General features: G+C 63.4%; 20 protein-coding genes and 2 tRNA genes. 17 read left to right on the top strand and 5 right to left on the bottom strand.

Annotation, left to right across the window (positions count from 1 at the left end; all coding sequences use genetic code 11):
• Positions 1 to 8 precede the first annotated feature (8 nt).
• The 8 genes from LQD11_RS00660 (at position 9) to LQD11_RS00695 (ending at position 5,288) form a co-directional block, all read left to right on the top strand.
• Positions 9 to 83 (top strand) — tRNA-Gln (locus LQD11_RS00660).
• 228 nt (positions 84 to 311) lie between these two features.
• Positions 312 to 1,250 (top strand): ribose-phosphate diphosphokinase, encoded by a 939-nt coding sequence (locus LQD11_RS00665; RefSeq protein WP_200174853.1) that lies wholly within the window; start codon positions 312 to 314, stop codon positions 1,248 to 1,250.
• Positions 1,251 to 1,328: 78 nt separating this feature from the next.
• The gene (locus LQD11_RS00670; RefSeq protein WP_238615798.1) at positions 1,329 to 1,958 is read left to right on the top strand and encodes a 50S ribosomal protein L25/general stress protein Ctc; all 630 of its coding nucleotides are present in this window, start codon (positions 1,329 to 1,331) and stop codon (positions 1,956 to 1,958) included.
• Between the two features lie 43 nt (positions 1,959 to 2,001).
• Positions 2,002 to 2,583, top strand: coding sequence for an aminoacyl-tRNA hydrolase (gene pth / locus LQD11_RS00675; protein ID WP_008931086.1), 582 nt, complete (start codon positions 2,002 to 2,004; stop codon positions 2,581 to 2,583).
• A gap of 61 nt (positions 2,584 to 2,644) precedes the next feature.
• Positions 2,645 to 3,736, top strand: coding sequence for a redox-regulated ATPase YchF (ychF, locus tag LQD11_RS00680; RefSeq protein ID WP_238615799.1), 1,092 nt, complete (start codon positions 2,645 to 2,647; stop codon positions 3,734 to 3,736).
• A gap of 279 nt (positions 3,737 to 4,015) precedes the next feature.
• Positions 4,016 to 4,092 (top strand) — tRNA-Met (locus tag LQD11_RS00685).
• Between the two features lie 119 nt (positions 4,093 to 4,211).
• The gene (locus tag LQD11_RS00690; protein WP_238615800.1) at positions 4,212 to 4,415 is read left to right on the top strand and encodes a hypothetical protein; all 204 of its coding nucleotides are present in this window, start codon (positions 4,212 to 4,214) and stop codon (positions 4,413 to 4,415) included.
• A gap of 63 nt (positions 4,416 to 4,478) precedes the next feature.
• The gene (locus LQD11_RS00695) at positions 4,479 to 5,288 is read left to right on the top strand and encodes a transglutaminase family protein (RefSeq protein ID WP_238615801.1); all 810 of its coding nucleotides are present in this window, start codon (positions 4,479 to 4,481) and stop codon (positions 5,286 to 5,288) included.
• Here LQD11_RS00695 and LQD11_RS00700 read toward each other — a convergent pair.
• The 4 genes from LQD11_RS00700 to LQD11_RS00715 form a co-directional block, all read right to left on the bottom strand.
• Positions 5,257 to 6,294, bottom strand: coding sequence for a M14 family metallopeptidase (locus LQD11_RS00700; RefSeq protein WP_238615802.1), 1,038 nt, complete (start codon positions 6,292 to 6,294; stop codon positions 5,257 to 5,259). The genes LQD11_RS00695 and LQD11_RS00700 overlap by 32 nt on opposite strands.
• Positions 6,288 to 7,754, bottom strand: a complete 1,467-nt coding sequence (locus LQD11_RS00705; protein WP_238616137.1) for a glutamate-cysteine ligase family protein — start codon at positions 7,752 to 7,754, stop codon at positions 6,288 to 6,290. The genes LQD11_RS00700 and LQD11_RS00705 overlap by 7 nt, the downstream gene beginning before the upstream one ends.
• 71 nt (positions 7,755 to 7,825) lie before the next feature.
• Positions 7,826 to 8,338, bottom strand: a complete 513-nt coding sequence (fabA, locus tag LQD11_RS00710; RefSeq protein WP_040405731.1) for a 3-hydroxyacyl-[acyl-carrier-protein] dehydratase FabA — start codon at positions 8,336 to 8,338, stop codon at positions 7,826 to 7,828.
• 74 nt (positions 8,339 to 8,412) lie between these two features.
• Positions 8,413 to 8,736, bottom strand: a complete 324-nt coding sequence (locus LQD11_RS00715) for a hypothetical protein (protein WP_008932571.1) — start codon at positions 8,734 to 8,736, stop codon at positions 8,413 to 8,415.
• Positions 8,737 to 8,932: 196 nt separating this feature from the next.
• Between LQD11_RS00715 and LQD11_RS00720 the strand changes: the two genes are divergently transcribed.
• Complete coding sequence (locus LQD11_RS00720; RefSeq protein WP_238615803.1) at positions 8,933 to 10,348, top strand: hypothetical protein; 1,416 nt, start codon at positions 8,933 to 8,935, stop codon at positions 10,346 to 10,348.
• A gap of 31 nt (positions 10,349 to 10,379) precedes the next feature.
• Here the strand turns inward: LQD11_RS00720 and LQD11_RS00725 are convergent, their stop codons facing one another.
• Positions 10,380 to 10,811 (bottom strand): rhodanese-like domain-containing protein, encoded by a 432-nt coding sequence (locus LQD11_RS00725; protein ID WP_238615804.1) that lies wholly within the window; start codon positions 10,809 to 10,811, stop codon positions 10,380 to 10,382.
• 237 nt (positions 10,812 to 11,048) lie between these two features.
• On the opposite strand from LQD11_RS00725, the gene LQD11_RS00730 reads away from it, so the two are divergent.
• From LQD11_RS00730 to mnhG, 8 genes are all read left to right on the top strand, one after another.
• Entirely contained in the window at positions 11,049 to 11,741 is a 693-nt protein-coding gene (locus LQD11_RS00730; RefSeq protein WP_238615805.1) for a TIGR04211 family SH3 domain-containing protein, read from the top strand.
• Between the two features lie 270 nt (positions 11,742 to 12,011).
• A complete protein-coding gene (locus LQD11_RS00735; protein ID WP_238615806.1) occupies positions 12,012 to 14,321 on the top strand; it encodes a putative monovalent cation/H+ antiporter subunit A in 2,310 nt (769 codons plus the stop codon).
• Entirely contained in the window at positions 14,318 to 14,755 is a 438-nt protein-coding gene (locus LQD11_RS00740; RefSeq protein WP_238615807.1) for a Na+/H+ antiporter subunit B, read from the top strand. The genes LQD11_RS00735 and LQD11_RS00740 overlap by 4 nt, the downstream gene beginning before the upstream one ends.
• A gap of 19 nt (positions 14,756 to 14,774) precedes the next feature.
• Positions 14,775 to 15,122 carry a Na+/H+ antiporter subunit C gene (locus LQD11_RS00745; protein WP_008932565.1) on the top strand — a complete coding sequence of 116 codons (348 nt, stop codon included), beginning with the start codon at positions 14,775 to 14,777 and terminating at the stop codon, positions 15,120 to 15,122.
• Positions 15,119 to 16,615 carry a Na+/H+ antiporter subunit D gene (locus tag LQD11_RS00750; protein WP_238615808.1) on the top strand — a complete coding sequence of 499 codons (1,497 nt, stop codon included), beginning with the start codon at positions 15,119 to 15,121 and terminating at the stop codon, positions 16,613 to 16,615. The genes LQD11_RS00745 and LQD11_RS00750 overlap by 4 nt, the downstream gene beginning before the upstream one ends.
• Positions 16,615 to 17,091, top strand: coding sequence for a Na+/H+ antiporter subunit E (locus LQD11_RS00755; RefSeq protein WP_238615809.1), 477 nt, complete (start codon positions 16,615 to 16,617; stop codon positions 17,089 to 17,091). The genes LQD11_RS00750 and LQD11_RS00755 overlap by 1 nt, the downstream gene beginning before the upstream one ends.
• 48 nt (positions 17,092 to 17,139) lie before the next feature.
• Entirely contained in the window at positions 17,140 to 17,415 is a 276-nt protein-coding gene (locus tag LQD11_RS00760; RefSeq protein ID WP_238615810.1) for a cation:proton antiporter, read from the top strand.
• A gap of 4 nt (positions 17,416 to 17,419) precedes the next feature.
• On the top strand, positions 17,420 to 17,815 hold the full coding sequence (gene mnhG, locus LQD11_RS00765) for a monovalent cation/H(+) antiporter subunit G (protein WP_412852786.1): 396 nt from the start codon (positions 17,420 to 17,422) through the stop codon (positions 17,813 to 17,815).
• The last annotated feature ends 68 nt before the right edge of the window (positions 17,816 to 17,883 follow it).

Below are 17,883 nucleotides of genomic sequence, written 5' to 3' on the forward strand. Positions count from 1 at the left end.
CGATTTATTGGGCCGTCGCCAAGTGGTAAGGCACCGGGTTTTGATCCCGGCATTCGCAGGTTCGAATCCTGCCGGCCCAGCCATTCTTCGGACGTTGCCTGCCGTCGCCAGGCCAGCGCCGCCACCGGTTCACTGTCCCCATGACGGTCATCGGCTGGCGGCGTTTACGCTATGGCGCGGACCGGTGCGTCCTTTCGCCGGCAGGGTGGCCCGCGTCAGCCCTGCTGGTGCAGCCCTGTCATCCGCTTCGCTCGCAACCGGACATTGTTGGAATCATGCTGCCCAGGTCCACAGTGGTGGAAAAATCCAAGATGATGGTCTTCGCGGGGAATGCCACTCCCCAACTGGCACAAAGTGTCGTCAATCACCTGAACCTGCCGCTGGGCAAGGCCGTCGTCGGTCGCTTCAGCGACGGGGAAGTGCAGGTGGAAATTCTGGAGAACGTGCGCGGCCGGGACGTCTTTATCGTCCAGTCCACCGGCGCGCCCACCAATGACAATCTGATGGAATTGCTGATCATGGTGGACGCCCTGCGCCGGGCCTCCGCCGGGCGCATCACCACCGTCATTCCCTATTTCGGCTATTCCCGTCAGGATCGCCGGGTGCGGTCCGCCCGCGTGCCCATCTCCGCCAAGGTGGTGGCCAACATGCTTGAGGCTGTCGGCGCCGACCGGGTGCTCACGGTGGACGTGCATGCCGATCAGGTCCAGGGTTTCTTCAACGTGCCGGTGGACAACGTCTATGCCTCGCCGGTCCTGCTGGGCCACATCTGGCGCCAGAAGATCCCGAACCTGCTGGTGGTGTCTCCCGATGTCGGCGGCGTGGTCCGCGCCCGCGCCCTGGCCAAGCGCCTGGATGACGCGGAGCTGGCCATCATCGACAAGCGGCGTCCCAAGCCCAACGAGTCCCAGGTGATGCACATCATCGGGGATGTGGAAGACAAGACCTGCATCATCATCGACGATCTGGTGGACACCGCCGGCACCCTGTGCCAGGCCGCCAAGGCCCTCAAGGACCACGGGGCTTCCAAGGTCATGGCCTATGCCACCCATCCGGTGCTCTCCGGCCCCGCCATCGAAAACATCAACAACTCCCAGCTCGACGAGCTGGTGGTCACGGATACCCTGCCGCTGCGTCCCGAGGCCAAGGCCTGTGGTCGCATCAAGCAGCTCAGTGTTGCCGGCATGCTGGCGGAAACCATCCGCCGCATCAACCGCGAGGAATCGGTCAGCTCCCTGTTCATCGACTGATGAACCGGTAAGGCTGGATCGCCACTGCCTCTCCTGGTCGCGGGAGAGGCTTTTTGTTTGTATGACTGGAGAACCGACATGAGTGTCAATTTTGAACTGCAAGCCGAGCCGCGCGCGGACCAGGGCAAGGGTGCGAGCCGCCGCCTGCGTCGTGCCGGCAAGCTGCCCGCCATCGTCTACGGCGGCGGCAAGGATCCCGTGGCCATCACCTTGGACCACAATGCCGTGTGGCTGAGCCTGGCCCATGAAGCCTTCTATTCCCACATCCTGACCCTGAAGATGGATGGCAAGTCCGAGCGGGTCATCCTGCGCGACCTGCAACGTCATCCGGTCAAGCAGATGGTTCTGCACATGGATCTGCAGCGTGTCACCGATGACCAGACCCTGAAGGTGCATGTGCCCCTGCACTTCATCAACGAAGAAAGCTGCGTGGGCGTGAAGACCGGCGGCGGCATGATCAGCCATCAGGCGGTGGAAGTGGAAGTGGAGTGCCTGCCCAAGGATCTGCCTGAGTTCATCGAGGTGGACGTGGCTGCCCTGAATGTGGGTGACTCTCTGCACCTGTCCCAGATCCAGTTGCCGGAAGGCGTGAGCATCGTGGCCCTGGCCCAGGGTCCGGATCATGACCTGCCGGTGGTCAGCGTGCTGAAGACCCGTGGCGGCAGCAGCGCCGAAGCGTCTGAAGGCGAGGGCGAAGGCGAGGCGTAAGCCGCCTTATCTTTCCGACCGCAAGAAAGGATGACACCTGCCAGTGGCTGACAAAGACACCGTTCAGGTCATCGCGGGGCTGGGAAATCCCGGCCCCGACTATGCCATGACCCGGCACAATGCCGGGTTCTGGTTCGTGGATGAGCTGGCACGCCGTCATGGTGGCCAGTTTCGCCTGGAGAACAAGTTTGCCGGCGAAACGGCGCGCATCCGCATCCAGGGGCAGGAAATCTGGCTGATCAAGCCCCAGACCTACATGAATCACAGTGGGCAGCCCATCCGGCTGCTGACCCAGTTCTACAAGCTTCCCATCACCTCCGTGCTGGTGGCCCACGACGAGATCGACCTGCCTCCGGGCACGGCCCGTCTCAAGCGCGGGGGTGGTCATGGTGGGCACAACGGCCTGCGGGACATCATGGCCCACCAAGGGCAGGACTTCATGCGCCTGCGGCTGGGGGTAGGCCATCCCGGGCATCGTGAGCAGGTGGTCGGGTTCGTGCTTAACCGTCCCTCCCGCGAGGAAGAGCCCCTGATCATGGACGCCATTGATCGTGCCGCCGACCTCATGCCCCTGCTGTTGTCCGAGGGACTGCAGAAGGCCATGAACCGACTGCACTCGGCGTGATTGACCCGGTTTGTCTCTTTTTCCATCCTGATTTTCCACCTGATCCCACCCGGACCCTCCCATGAGCTTGAAATGCGGCATCGTCGGCCTGCCCAATGTGGGCAAATCCACCCTCTTCAATGCCCTCACCAAGGCGGGCATTCAGGCGGAAAACTACCCCTTCTGCACCATTGACCCCAATGTGGGCGTGGTGCCGGTGCCTGATCCCCGGCTCAAGGTCCTGGCCGGGATCGTCTCCCCGGAGCGGGTGTTGCCCACCACCGTGGAGTTTGTGGACATCGCCGGCCTGGTGGCCGGTGCCTCCAAGGGCGAAGGCTTGGGTAACCAGTTCCTGGCCCACATCCGCGAGACCGACGCCATCGCCCACGTGGTGCGCTGTTTTGAGAATGACGACGTGATCCACGTGGCCGGCAAGGTGGATCCCCTGTCCGACATCGAGGTCATTCACACCGAGCTGGCCCTGGCGGACCTGGAGACCGTGGAAAAGGCCCTGACCCGCCTGACCCGCAACGCCAAGTCCGGCAACAAGGATGCCATCGCCCGCAAGCAGGTGGCCGAGAAGGTGCAGGCGGTGCTGGCCGAAGGCCGTCCCGCCCGCAGTGCCGAGCTGGATGATGAAGAGCGCCTGCTGCTGCGGGAATTGCAGCTCATCACCGCCAAGCCCACCATGTACATTGCCAACGTCAATGAGGATGGTTTCGGGAATAATCCGCTGCTGGATCGGGTGCGGGAACACGCTGCCGCGGAACAGGCCCAGGTCGTGCCCGTCTGTGCCGCCATGGAGGCGGAGATCGCCCAGTTGGACGAGGCCGACAAGGCCGAATTCCTGGGTGAGATGGGTCTGGAAGAGGCCGGGCTGGACCGGGTGATCCGGGCCGCCTACGAACTGCTGGGTCTGCAGACCTTCTTCACCGCCGGGGTCAAGGAAGTCCGTGCCTGGACCGTCAAGCGCGGCGCCACCGCGCCCCGGGCGGCCGGCGCCATCCACACGGACTTCGAGAAGGGCTTCATCCGCGCCGAAGTCATCGGCTATGACGACTACGTCAACTGCAAGGGCGAGCAGGGTGCCAAGGATGCCGGTAAATGGCGTCTGGAGGGCAAGGAGTACATCATGAAGGAAGGGGACGTGGTGCACTTCCGGTTCAACGTCTGAGCCATTCGACGGTTTTCCCGACCTTGCCTTCCCCCGAAGTGCCATTCCCGCGCAAGCGGGAATCCAGTTGAAGCGTCATTCCCGCGCAAGCGGGAATCCATTTCATGACGATGCCAGATCAGTTTCTGGCGGGTTTGTCATTCCCGCGCAAGCGGGAATCCAGTTGCGGACGGAAACTCTGGACTCCCGCTTTCGCGGGAGTGACGGCAGGAGATTCACCAAATGTTGTCTCCGTGCTTGACAACGATCCTGGGTCCGAGCAAAATAACGCGCTTTCAAGGCTACGTAGCTCAGCTGGTCAGAGCATCGCACTCATAATGCGGGGGTCGGTGGTTCAAATCCACCCGTAGCCACCATAGTCAAAAAGCCCGCCTAGTGCGGGTTTTTTTGTGCCTGTTGATCCCGTTGTCGGTTGTGTTGGCCGTCTTCGAGGTCGATACTCTTTTGCATCAACGGTTTCGGAGTTTGGAGATCCATGAAGAGATACGGCATCCGCGTTACCCTGCCCGAGGGAGACACCCTGTCCGCCGGCCATCTACTGGGGGAGAACTGGGAGCAGTTCCGGTGGTTCGACAGCGCTCAGGAGCGGGATCGCATGTTCGATGAGATGCGCCGGCCGCCGCCGTATTACCGGCGTGGTGACGTGGCAACTCAGGTGTTGGAGAAGGTGGATCGCTGATATCTTGCCGGGACTGGTCCGCTCCGGGGTGCATGGAACACTGAATAGCAGAGAGGACGGACCATGTGGTTGCGAGTCGGTTGTAACCTGGAAATGCGTTTTCAGGTGGAAAGTCCCATGCTGCTCCTGCTCAGACCGCGCAGTGATGCCCATCAATGGGTGGCGCAGGATCGTTATGCCGTTTTTCCCGGCATGCCGATCATCGAATACACCGACATGTACGGTAACCTGTGGCAGCGCCTGACGGCGCCGCCCGGTTACTTCAAAGTGGAGGTGCGTTCCGATGTGCAGGTGCCGGCCACCCTGGAGCAGGCACCCGGGGCGCCCTTCGTCCTGATTCAGGACCTGCCGGATCAGGCCCTGATGTATCTGACACCCAGTCGCTACTGCGACTCGGACCGGCTGGGCCGGCTGGCCGGCGAGATTGTGGCAGGCTGCATTCCCGGCTATGACCAGGTGGCGGCGATCACCCGCTGGACCCATGAGCACCTTGGCTACCTCACCGACTCCGATCCGGCGCCTATTTCCGCGCTGGAGGCCATCGATCGGCGTAATGGTGTCTGTCGGGATTTCAGCCACGTCGGCATCGCCCTGTGTCGGAGTCTGAGCATCCCGGCCCGTTATGTGGTGGGTTACCTGAATCAACTGGAACCCATGGATCTGCATGCCTGGTTCGAGGCCTTCGTGGGAGGGCAGTGGTATTCCTTTGATCCTACCCGGGCAAGGCCGGATGCAGGCCGGGTTCGCTTGGGCTATGGGCGGGATGCGGCAGATGTTCCCGTGTTCAATCAGTTCGGTCCGCTGGTGCTGCCGTCCCGGATGGAAGTGTCCGTGGAGCAGATCACAGTGCCGATCGGTGAAACCCCGTCCTGATTTCGGCATCCATCCGCTCCATCAGGTAGCACAGGCAGTCCTGGCGGATCACCCGTTCATCCAGGGTGAGCATGGAGGGCATCATGGGGCGGGTGAGTACCAGACGGCCGTGTTCCACCGCGAAGTAGTGGGCGGACACCTCCGCCCCTTGTTCGTCATGGGCCGTGACCGGTAGCGGGCGGCCCCCGTTGACCGTGCCCAGCACGGTGCCGGCGGGCAGTTCCCGGAAGTTCATGTGGTCCAGGTCCGGGGCGAACAGCAGGTCCGTCCTTCTGTCCTCGAAACTGATCCGGACCTCGGCCGGGATCTTTACCTGGGCCACGGTATGGAACAGGTCCAGATCATGGGCGGGAACCGGGGTATCCGGCAGTTCCGCCAGGTTCAGGCAGGCACGGACATAGTCCGCCGCATGCATCACCCCGTGCCGGTCGGTGGGTTTGCCGCATTCCAGGGTCACCGCCGGACACAACTCGGCAAAGGCCATGGACTGCACGCCCCGGGGGCGTATGAAGTACACCACCGTGCGGCTGAACAGGGTGGCCAGACGCAGGTAGCGGTGGTCCAGCCGGTTGATGCAGGCATAGTGGGGGTTCAGGCCGGTGTTGTTGTGAATGTCCACGCTGGCAAAGACGCCCCGTAACCTCATGGTATCCACCACCTCGGCGGCAAGCCGGGATTCCGGGCTGTCCGGTGCCTCCGTGCCCGGCCAGATGCGATTGAAGTCCGCCTGACCCTCCAGGCGTCTGACGCCTTCCCGGGCTGCCGCCACATTCCCCACGAACAGGCTCAATCCCCTGGGCAGTTCCCCGGCCGACAGTTCCGCGAGTACCTGCTGGATGGCATGCAGGCCAACCGGCTCGTTGCCGTGCAGCAGGATGGAGACGAACAGGGCAGGCATCCGGCGGCCCGGCAGATGAAACAGGGTCGGTTCGGGGACGATGCGATGCAGTTCCCCGACCGGGGTATCCAGAAAGCCCGCGGGCAGTCCTTCCTGCTGTCTCAGCATGATTCAGAATCCTCCGGGGAGACGGGTTGCAGATCCCATTGATGGACAGGGTCGTCGGTGGCCTGGTGCCGGCGCAGGGCCCGGGTCAGCGCGGGCATGTCCCGTCCGTGCCGGGCAACGAAATCCCGTTGCCAGCGGGCGCCGTTGCGGCCCGACCGGACTCGCTCGGCCAGGATTTCCAGGTAATGATGGCTGTCCGCCCGGGCCAGTCCCAGGCGCTGAAGGCCGTGACGGGCCCGGGGCAGCAGTTCGTCCAGGATCAGGTCCTGTATCCCGATGCGTTCCCCATGTCGCCATTGCAGGACGGCGGCCAGTCCCAGGCGGGCCGACTGGTAGAAGTTGTCCTTGGCGGCGGCAAAGGGGATCAGGGATTCGGGCCCCCCGGGTTCGGTGAGCAGGTCTTCCACCAGACCATAGAAAAAGGCGGCATTGGCCATGCTGTCGGCGAGGGTGGGGCCTGACGGCAGGACCCGGTGCTCAATCCGGACATGGGGGCGGCCTTCGTCGTCAAAACCGATCAAGGGCCGGTTCCAGCGCCAGATGGTGCCGTTGTGCAGGCGCAGATGAGGGAACCGCTCCGGCGGGGTGTCGCTGCACATGGGCAGCAGAACCGGGAAATGCGCCAGGTTTTCCTCGAAGCATTCCAGGATGGACTCCCGGGCATAGCCGGAACCGAAGCTGACCCGGCGCAGGGGGCCTCGGGCCACCTCTTCGTAGCCACCCACTTCCACCGCCTGTTCGAAGACGGGAATCCGGGTCTCGTCCCACAGATCCTTGCCGAACAGGAAGGGGGCATTGGCGCCGGCGGCCACCATTGGGGCGGAGGCGATGATGGCGGCGTTGTATACCTGGTGGGCCGTATCCGGCGGTGTCTGCAGGTGGATCTGGAACGAGGTGGTGGCGGCCTCCAGCATGACATCCCGGTGCAGGTGCAGAAGATGCTCCCGGCCGGCGATGTCCAGACGCACCGGGCGCCCCTGCCGGGAGCGGAAGACCTCTCGGTTCAGGGCGCGGTAGCGTTTCATGGACGACATGTTGCCCAGACGCAGGTGTTCCGGGCGCAAGGTGGGCAGGATGCCGGTCATCAGGGCGCGGGCGCCGACGGCCTCGGCGGCCTCAAGGGCGCGCTGCCAGGTGGCCGACATCTCCCGATGGATCAGGCCGAGGGCACGGCCCTTCAGCGGGTGGGGGTGGGTGTTGACCTCGATGTTGAAGGCGGCCAGCTCGGGCGTGGCCATGGGGTCATCGAATTGTCGCAGGAAGGCTTCGTTGAGGGGGGCCGGGCCTTCGTGCCGATCCAGCAGCCAGGCCTCGATCTCGAATCCCGCCACCGGGTCGTCGTGGACGAAACGGCCCTGCTGGAACCATTCCCGGGCGAGCCGGGTTTCGGCTTCCAGGTGGCTCCGGAAGCGGGTGAAATCGCCGGCCTTGAAGTGTGTGTGATCGATCTCCTGGCCCACGGTCATCCCCGGATGTGCGTGAGCCCTGATCGTCGTCGATCAGGGCTCACGGGTCAAACGGGGAGGGGGCTTCAGAAACCGTCGGTGGAGGTGAACAGCCCGACCCGCAGATCCTTGGCGGTGTAGATCAGGCGATCGTCCACCAGTACCTGGCCGTCGGCGATGCCGAGTACCAGCTTGCGGGTGATGACGCGCTTGACGTCCACCTGGTAGGTGACCTTCCTGGCGCTGGGCAAAACCTGCCCGGTGAATTTCACTTCGCCCACACCCAGGGCGCGACCGCGGCCGGGATTGCCGATCCAGGCCAGGTAGAAGCCCACCAGCTGCCACATGGCATCCAGGCCCAGGCAGCCGGGCATGACGGGGTCACCCGGGAAATGGCAGTCGAAGAACCAGAGATCGGGATTGATGTCCAGTTCGGCACGCATCTCACCCTTGCCGAAGGCGCCGCCCTCGTCACTGATATGGTTGATGCGATCCATCATCAGCATGTTCGGGACCGGCAGCTGAGCATTGCCGGGGCCGAACATCTCTCCGTGGCCGCATTGCAGAAGTTCTTCGCGCTCGTAACTGTTCTTTCGCATGGGTTGGGTGTCTGGCGATAAGGAGCCGCCTATTGGACCGGATTACGCCCCCGGGCACAAGGGGAAATCCGGTTTCAGGCGTCCCAGCGTAGCTGAGCCAGTTCCGAACGGGTGAAGAACCGGCCCTGACGCATGAAGCCGGCGACAATGCCGTCCTTCAGGGCGGTGATGCGGCCCTGTTCATCCCGTTCGATCACCCAGTGATCCGGCAGCCCATCCAGCAGGTGGATGACCGCCAGCGAACCATCCTCGTTGATGGACAGGTGTGTTTCGTGCGTCTGCACGTCCATGAACGCAGGGAGAAAACCCAGCACGGCAGCCCCGGCCGTCATGTCCGGCAGTTCCCGGTAGGGGGTGAGCTGGGCGCCCATTTTCAGTTCCAGTTGGCTTCGGTCCATGGGTCGGTCTCTATTGAATTGCATGATCCGATTGTATTTCGGCATATTCATGCGTGAACATGCATGCGCCTGTCAGTCCAGGTGGTGTACAACGGGGTAGCCTGGAACAGGATGGCCTCAATAGATTTGTCGGCCGTCCATCGGAAAACTTTAAGCCGTCTGCCGGCCACCCGTACCGAAAACCGGGAGTTGATGAATGAGCAGCAACGATCTATGGGGCCTGTGGGCGGACAGCCTGGGTATTTCCATCCTGATCTGGGTGGTGATCGGGATCCTGGTCCTTTACTTCAGTCGCCCCTGGCTGCGCCGTGGATTGCGGCAGCTCTTTCATCTGCTGGAATGGCAGTTCCGAGCTGCCGCCCATGGCCTGCGATTTGCCGGTCGCAAGGTGCGTCATCGTCACCAGGCCTATCTGCGTGGCGTGGCGCTGCGCCGTCTGCAGCTGAGGGTGGAACGGGAATATCTGGGCATCCATCATCGTCTCAACCGGGATCTGGGAGGGTATGCCCTCCTGCAGCGACGCATTGCCGAACAGATCGAAAGGATCGAAGAGGACTACCGCCAGACCCGGGACCAGATTCCCGAGGAGCCCGCCTGGATCCATACCGCCCGCGCCCTGGCCGAGGCCCCCCCAAAACCGGATCCTCGTGTCGGCACCATGCTGCAGGAGATCCACGACACCCTGGCCCGCGTGGGCCGGGATACCCTGGAGGAGTATCGCCAGGGCAACCGGGAGCGACTGAAGATACTCCGTGGTTTATTGCCGGAATGGCGTGCCCTGGGCGACCGTCTGACCGACCTGGAAAAAGGCGTGGTCGCGGTGCGGGATCAGGCGCGACACCTGGATGTGACGCTGTCCCAGTACCAGCGCTTCAGGGACCGGGGCATGCCCCCGCCCGCCCTGACCCTGGCCTCGCTGGGCCAGCTGCTGGTGAGCCTGCTACTGCTGGGTCTGATCCTGATGGCGGGGGTGACGGGGTATCACCTGCTGCTCATGCCCGTCACGGAAATGCTGGGCTGGCATCCCGGGGAAGCGGGTGGCCCCGGCCTGGCCTCCCTGGCAACGCTGTTGTTTCTGCTCATGCCGGCGATGGCCGGTGGCATGATTCTGGAGTCCCGGGGCGTGACCTCCCTGTTGCCCATGGTTGCCGGTTGGGACGCGGCGGGGAGGCGGCGCCTGATGTGGGGCGGCATTCTATTGCTGATCCTGCTGGCCTGGCTGTCCGGCGCGCTGGCCGCGTCCCGTGATCTGTTCATCCTGCACGAGGACGCCCTGGGCCGACTGCTGGAAGGTGAGCCGGAACTGGCGCTGCCGCCGCTGGAATGGCTTTCCCTGTTGACGCTGCTGTCCCTGGGCGGGTTGATGACCCTGCTGCTGGCGCTGACCCCGTTGCCGCTGCAGTTGTTCATGCAGGCCATGGGGGTGCTGGGGGGGTGGTGGGTCGTGGTGGTGCTGCAGGTACTGGCGTTCCTGAGCTTCCATCTTGCCCGCACGATGCGGCTGCTGTCCTGGTTCCTGCCGGTAGTCTATGACCTGATCCTGTTCCTGCCCCTGCAACTGGAGCACCGGGTACGGCGATGGCAGCGGTCCAGGGCATCCACGAAGACGTGATGTCCCGGGCCGCCATGCCGGGCCGAAGGGATCAGCACTGCTCCCAGGGCAGACCGTGGAAGCGCCAGCCGCCCAGGCTGGAGCGTTGGTGCTTCTCGTCCAGTTCTCCCTCAAAGCCTTCGCCGATGTGGTAGACGTTGGGAATCCCCTCCCTGATCAGCAGTCGACCCGCATCCAGGGAACGCTTGCCGCTACGGCAGATGAGGATCACCGGGGCACCGGTTTCCGGGGCTGACTCACTCCCGACGCTGCCCAGCAGCAGCTTGCGTACCTCGGGCACGAACCTCGGGTTGAGGGTCCAGTCCGGCTCGTCCATCCAGGGGATGTGCACGGCGCCGACCGGGTGCCCGACAAACAGGAATTCCATGCTGGAGCGGATGTCGATCAGCAGGGCTCTCGGATTTTCCCTGAGCAATTCATGGGCTTCCCGCGGACTCAGGTGAGCAGGGTCTTTCTCTGCCATGGGCTGTGATTCCAGTGGTTGGTGTGACGTGATCCTGGGGCAGGCGTTCAGGTTTCAGGCCTGCAAGGCTGATAGAGTAGGGGAGTGGCGCTCGTCCGTCACCCCGCACGCGGTGAGGGCCGGCCGTGTTTTTGTGACCTTCGGCACAAGTAACAGTCCTGCTGTCCCCGGCCCTGCCGGGGGGACGATTACAATAGGCGCGCCTGATCCATGACCGACAAGCAAAGGACATCTTTCGTGAAACACCCTCTGGTATCCCTGCCGCCTCTGATCCTGGTCATCCTGCTGCTGACAACTGCCTGGTCCGGCTTGGCCCAGGCCCAGAGCACGGCCTATATCTCCGACGAACTCAGCGCCCATATCCGTACCGGCAAGACGCTGCAGCATCGCATCCTGCAGTTTCTCACCAGCGGCACGGCGGTGACCGTGCTGCAGGTGGATGACGACGGCTATAGCCTGGTTCGGACGGCCAACGGGACCGAGGGGTGGATCGAGAGCCGTTTTCTCATGAACCGTCCCCACGCCAGGGAACGTTTGGCCCAGGCAGAGCGTCGTATACAGCAGCTGGAGGAAAATCGCGGGGAACAGGGCGACCGGATTCGTGGTCTGACGGCTGAACGGGACAATGAAACCCAGCGGGCCAACGCCTTGAGTGCGCGGCTGGCGGAGCTGGAGCGGGAACTGGAAACCCTGCGCGAGGTGGCGGCGGATCCACTGGAAACCGCCCGTCGCAACGAGGCCCTGACCGACGCGCTGACCCGGGAACAGGCCCGGGTCGGGGCGCTCCAGGATCAGAATCGTGCCTTACAGGAAAATGTGCGCAGGGACTGGTTTCTGGTGGGAGCCGGTGTATCCATCGGCAGCCTGTTGCTGGGGATCATCCTGACCCGTATTCGCTGGCGCCGTCGGCAAAGTGGCTGGATCGACTGATCCCGGCGGCGACATCCCTTTCTGCTGCGTCGCAGCAGAAAGGGATTGCAAACAAAAAGCAAGTTTGGTTAGCATAAAACGTGCCTGAGTGAAGGCTCACGGAGTCGTGTGCCGCTAATTTTTGCCTGCCCGATGTCCGGGGGCAATATTGCATCCATCCACGTTCAACCTGGAGGAGAGAGGCATCCGCGGTCGGTCCTTGACGCGGGGCAGGGGGTATTGGTGCCGAACACCGCGCCGGCCTCTGCTGAATCGCCCATCAGACAACCCATGCTGCTTGCCGTCCTGTCCGGATTTCTGATTGCCGCGGTTGCGCCCTGGGTGCATCGGGGCCTGGGTCGCCACAGTGGCTGGGCGCTGGCCGCCTTGCCCGCGGTGCTGTTCATCTACTTCGCCTCCTTCCTGCCCGCGCTACGCGAGGCCGACGGCGGGCGGATCATCATGGAATACGACTGGATTCCCAGTCTGGGCATCCAGCTCACCTTCCTTGTCGACGGTCTCAGCCTGCTCTTTGCCCTGCTGATCTCGGGGATCGGTTTCTTCGTCGTGGCCTACGCGGGCCGCTATCTGGAAGGTCATCGGGACCTGGGGCGCTTTTATGTCCTTATCCTCGCCTTCATGGCCTCCATGCTGGGGCTGGTGCTCTCCAGCAACCTGATCTCCCTGTTCGTGTTCTGGGAACTCACCAGCATCACGTCCTATCTGCTCATCGGCTACAACCATGAGGACGCCAAGGCCCGCAAGTCCGCCCTGCAGGGGCTGTTCGTCACCGTGGCCGGCGGGTTGGCCCTGCTCACCGGCCTGGTCATGATGGCCCTGGTGGGAGGCAGCTACGAGCTGCACGAACTCCTCACCTCCGGCGACATCTTCCGCGAGCACGACTGGTATCTGGCCATCCTGCTGCTGGTCCTGCTGGGGTGTTTCACCAAGTCGGCCCAGTATCCCTTCCATTTCTGGTTGCCCAATGCCATGGCGGCACCGACCCCCGTCTCCGCCTACCTGCACTCCGCCACCATGGTCAAGGCCGGGGTCTATCTGATGGCCCGCCTGAATCCCTCCCTGGGTGGGACCGAGGCCTGGATGTTGCTGCTGGGCCTGTTCGGGGCCGTGACCATGTTCGTCGGGATCTTCCTGTCGTTGCGTTCCACCGGCGTCAAGCAGGTGCTGGCCTATTCCACCGTCATGGCCCTGGGTACCCTCACCATGCTCATCGGCGTGGGCACCGAGACCGCCATGCTGGCCGCGATGGCCTTCCTGCTGGCCCACTCCCTCTACAAAGGGGCGCTGTTCCTGGTGGCCGGCATCCTGGATCACGAGGCGGGCTGCAAGGACTTCCTGCAGACCGGCGGGCTGCGCCGCGCGCTGCCGGTGACCACCGTCTTTGCCGGTCTGGCCGCCCTGTCCCTGGCCGGGGTGCTGCCGATGTTCGGCTTCGTGGCCAAGGAACTGCTGTTCGAGGCGGTGCTGGAGGCACCGGCCCTGGCCGGGTTGTTCAGTGTCCTTGCCGTGATCTCCGCCGTCATGGTGGTGGCGGTGGCGGCCATCGTGGGTATCCGGCCCTGGTATGGTCCTCGGGCCGACACGCCCAAGGTGCCTGCCCATGAGGCGCCGCCGGCCCTGCTGGCGGGCCCCGTGGTCCTGGCCTCCCTGGGACTGCTGTTCGGACTGGGGGCGGGGCTGGTGGATCAGGGCCTGATCGCCTGGGCGGCGGCGGCGGTGTATGGGGCGCCGGTATCGCCCTACCTGTCCCTCTGGCACGGCTTCAATCTGCCCCTGTTGCTGAGCGGGGTGAGCCTGGCCCTGGGCCTGTTGCTCTACCTCAACTGGGAACGGTTCCGCCGCGTCACCGGCTTCATGGAGGTGGTCAATCGCTATGGTCCCGAAGCGGCCTATGAAAAGACCATGGCCGGGATGGTGTGGCTCTCCGAGTGGCAGACACGGGTGCTGCAGAATGGTTATCTGCGCTACTACCTGCTCACCATCCTGATCTCCACCGTGGGCCTGGTCATGGTGACCCTGCTCACCCGCACCGACGTGCACATCGATCTGGATCTTTCCGGCATCTTGGTGCACGAGGCCTTCATCGTCGCGGTGCTGCTGATGGCGGCCTTGGTGTCGGTGACCACCCGTTCCCGCCTGGGAGCGGTGGCTTCCCTGGGGGTGGTGGGGTTCTGCGTGGCCCTGATCTACGTGCTGTTCAGTGCCGCGGACGTGGGCATCACCCAGGTGCTGGTGGAGACGCTCACCGTCATCATGCTGGTGCTGGTGCTGTTCCGTCTGCCGGGCTTCCTCGGCCTGACACCCATGGTCCTGAGGGTCCGGGATGCCATCATTGCCCTGGCTGTGGGCGCCATGATGGCTGTGCTCAAGCTGGCCGCCAGTACCACCCAGTATGCGGACAGCATTTCCGCGTACTTCATCCAGGAAAGTCAGCCCTCCGGTTATGGCCGCAACATCGTCAACGTCATCCTGGTGGACTTCCGTGCCCTGGATACCCTGGGTGAGATCGTGGTGCTGGCACTGGCCGCGGTGGGGGTCTACGCCATGATCAAGTTCCGTGCGGAGGACAGAAGACGATGAGCCCACAGTTCACCCTGCAGTCGCTGATCCTGCGCACGGCAGCCCATTTCCTGCTGCCGCTATTGCTGATCTTCTCCGTGTTCCTGCTGCTGCGAGGGCATAACGAGCCCGGCGGCGGTTTCATCGCCGGACTGGTGGCGGCCTCCGCCGTCGCCCTCTACATGTTCGCCCTGGATATCCGCAGCGCCAAGCGGGTGTTGCGCTTCGAACCCCGGGACCTGTTGGGCTGGGGCCTGCTGTTCGGCGTGATCTCCGGGGTGCCCGCGGTCTTCATGGGGCAGCCCTTCTTCACCTCCCAGTGGCTGGAGCTGACCTTGCCGGTGCTGGGTGATCTGAAGGTGGGGACGCCGTTGTTGTTCGATATCGGGGTCTATCTGGTGGTGATCGGCGGGGTACTGCTGATCCTGTTGTCCCTGGCCGAGGCGGAAGAGTGATGATGACAGGAGATCACCCATGGAAACCTTGATGGCGTTTACCGTCGGCGGCCTGTTTGCCGCCGCCATCTACATGATGCTGCGACGCTCGATCGTCAAGTTGGTGATCGGGCTGGTGCTGCTGTCCAATGCCGCCAACCTGCTGCTGTTCACCCAGGCCGGTCTGTTGCGCGGTGCGCCGCCCCTGGTGCCCGAGGGTGCCATGCAGCCGGCGGGCGTGGTGGCCGATCCCCTGGCCCAGGCCCTGATCCTGACCGCCATCGTGATCGGGTTCGGGGTGCTGGCCTTTGCGGTGGTGCTGATCCACCGCGCCTACGAAGTGGTGCAGGCTGACGATATGGACCAGATGAAGGATACCGACACATGAGGCTCGAGGTCGCGCTGCCTGTCATCATTCCCCTGTTCTTCGGCGCCCTGACGCTGATCCTCTGGCGCTGGCGCCTTGCCCAGCGCGTGACCACCGTGGTCGGGACCGGGCTCATGCTGCTGTCCGCCCTGTGGTTGCTGTCCGCCACCTGGCAGGACGGCATCCTGGTGATGCACATGGGCAACTGGCAGGCCCCCTTCGGCATCGTGCTGGTGTCGGACCTGCTCGGCGCCATCATGGTGGTGCTGGCGGGCATCAGCGGGTTTGCCACGGCGGTCTATTCCCTGACCTCCATGAGCAAGCGCCATGAGGCCTTCGGCTACTATCCGCTGCTGCACCTGCTGCTGGCGGGGGTGAACGGGGCCTTCCTCACCGGCGACATCTTCAACCTCTACGTCTGGTTCGAGGTGATGCTGGTGGCTTCCTTTGCCCTGCTGATCCTCGGTGGGGAACGGGCGCAGATGGAAGGGGCCATCAAGTATGTGACCCTGAACCTGGTGTCCTCGGCCATGTTCCTGTCCGCCATCGGCCTGCTCTACGGCCTGACGGGCACCCTGAACATGGCGGACATTGCCGACAAGCTCAGTTATGCCGAAGATCCGGGCATCATCACCGTGATCGCCATGCTGTTCCTGGTGTCCTTCGGCATCAAGGCCGGTGCCTTTCCCTTCTTCTTCTGGCTGCCGGCCTCGTATCACACGCCCCAGGTGGCGGTCTCGGCCCTGTTCGCGGCCCTGCTGACCAAGGTGGGGGTCTATGCCCTGTTCCGGGTGTTCACCCTCATCTTCACCCAGGACGTGGACTACACCCATGAGATCCTGCTGTGGGTGGCCGCCGCCACCATGCTCACCGGGGTGCTGGGCGCGGCGGCCCAGTTCGAGTTCCGCCGCATCCTGTCGTTTCACATCATCAGCCAGATCGGTTACATGATCATGGGACTGGCGCTGTTCACGCCCCTGGCCATCGTCGGCGGGGTGTTCTACATCATGCACCACATCATCGTGAAGGCGAATCTGTTCCTGGTCAGCGGTCTGGTGTACCGGCTCAAGGGGACCTACGAGCTCAAGGAACTGGGGGGCATGTATCGGTCCCATCCCATGCTGGCCATCCTGTTCCTGATCCCGGCCCTGTCCCTGGCCGGGATACCGCCCCTGTCCGGGTTCTTCGCCAAGTTCATCCTCATCCGGGCCGGCGTGGAGGCCGAGGCCTGGTGGATCGTGGGTGTGGCCCTGGTGGTGGGTCTGCTGACGCTGTACTCCATGATCAAGATCTGGGCCGAGGTGTTCTGGAAGGCTCAGCCGGAGGAACATGCCGATCGTCCGGTCCATGGCAGCGTCGGCTCCGGCGTGCTCTATCTGACCATCGGCGGAATGGCGGCCCTGACGGTCTTCATCGGTCTGGGAGCGGAGCCCATCTACCGGATCGCGGATGCGGCAGCCCATCAGCTGCTCAATCCGAGCCTGTACATTGATGCAGTCCTGGGGGAACGGTAATGATCGGTCCACTGGCCTCGAATATCCTGCTGGCCCTGGTCTGGATGGGCCTGACCGGCAGCTTCACGGGTACCAACCTGTTCATCGGCCTGGTGCTGGGTTATCTGATCCTGGCCTCCGCCCTGCGGGATCAACCGGGTTTTGCCGCCTATACCGGCAAGATTCCCAAGGCGATCCTTTTCATCGGCTTTTTCATCAAGGAGCTGATCCTTTCCAATCTCAAGGTGGCTTATGATGTGCTCACGCCGACGTATTACATGAAGCCGGGCGTGATCGCGTTTCCGCTGGAGGCCAGGACGGATGCGGAAATCACCGTGGTCGCCAATCTCATCTCCCTGACGCCGGGCACCCTGAGCCTGGACGTCTCCAGTGACCGCAAGGTGCTGTACATCCATGTGATGTACCTGGAAAACGAGGAAGCGGTGATCGAGAGCATCCGCTACATGGAATATCGTGCCCTGGAGGTGCTGCGGTGAGGTGTGCGGGACAGGATCGGCATTCAAGAATTTGCAGCGGGGGCAGCCATGCTTGAGTTCTCCATATTCATTGCCTATCTGGTGCTGGGGGTGTCCCTGGTGTTGATCTTCTTTCGTCTGATCCTGGGGCCCAGCCTGCCGGATCGGGTGGTGGCCCTGGAGATGCTGGCAACGCTGACGGTGGGCTTCATCGCCGTCTACACCCTCTCCAGCGGCGTGACGGCCTTCCTGGACGTGGCCATGGTGCTGGCCCTGACGGCGTTTCTGGCCGCGGTGGGATTTGCCCGTCTGATTGCCAAGGGAGGTAGCCGGGATGATGATTGATCTGTTGGTGGAAATCCTGATCAGCCTGTTCCTGCTTACCGGGGTCGGCTTCATGTTCGTGGCGGCCCTGGGCCTGCTGCGCATGCCCGATCTGCCCATCCGGCTCCATGCCACCACCAAGGCCGGTGCCCTGGGGGGAGGGTTGCTGATGATCGCCGTGGGGCTGGAATTTTTCGGTGACGTGGCGGTGGCCGCCAAGGCCGCGGCCATCATCGTGTTCCTGGTGCTGACCGGTCCGGTGGCGGCCCATCTGATCGGACGTGCCGGATATTTCGTGGGTGTCCCCATGTGGTCGGGTACCATCAAGGATGAGCTCAAGGGGCGTTATGATCACAAGACCCAGACCCTGATGTCCCCGCCGGGGCTGAACAAGACCCGGGATGAACAGCCCAAGGGCTGATAGCAACAAGGGCCGATATCAGCGTGAAGCGTTACAATTGCGTCCTGACTTTTTAAACACTCATTGGA

The sequence above is a fragment of the Ectothiorhodospira shaposhnikovii genome, assembly GCF_022227765.1.
Classification (GTDB): domain Bacteria; phylum Pseudomonadota; class Gammaproteobacteria; order Ectothiorhodospirales; family Ectothiorhodospiraceae; genus Ectothiorhodospira.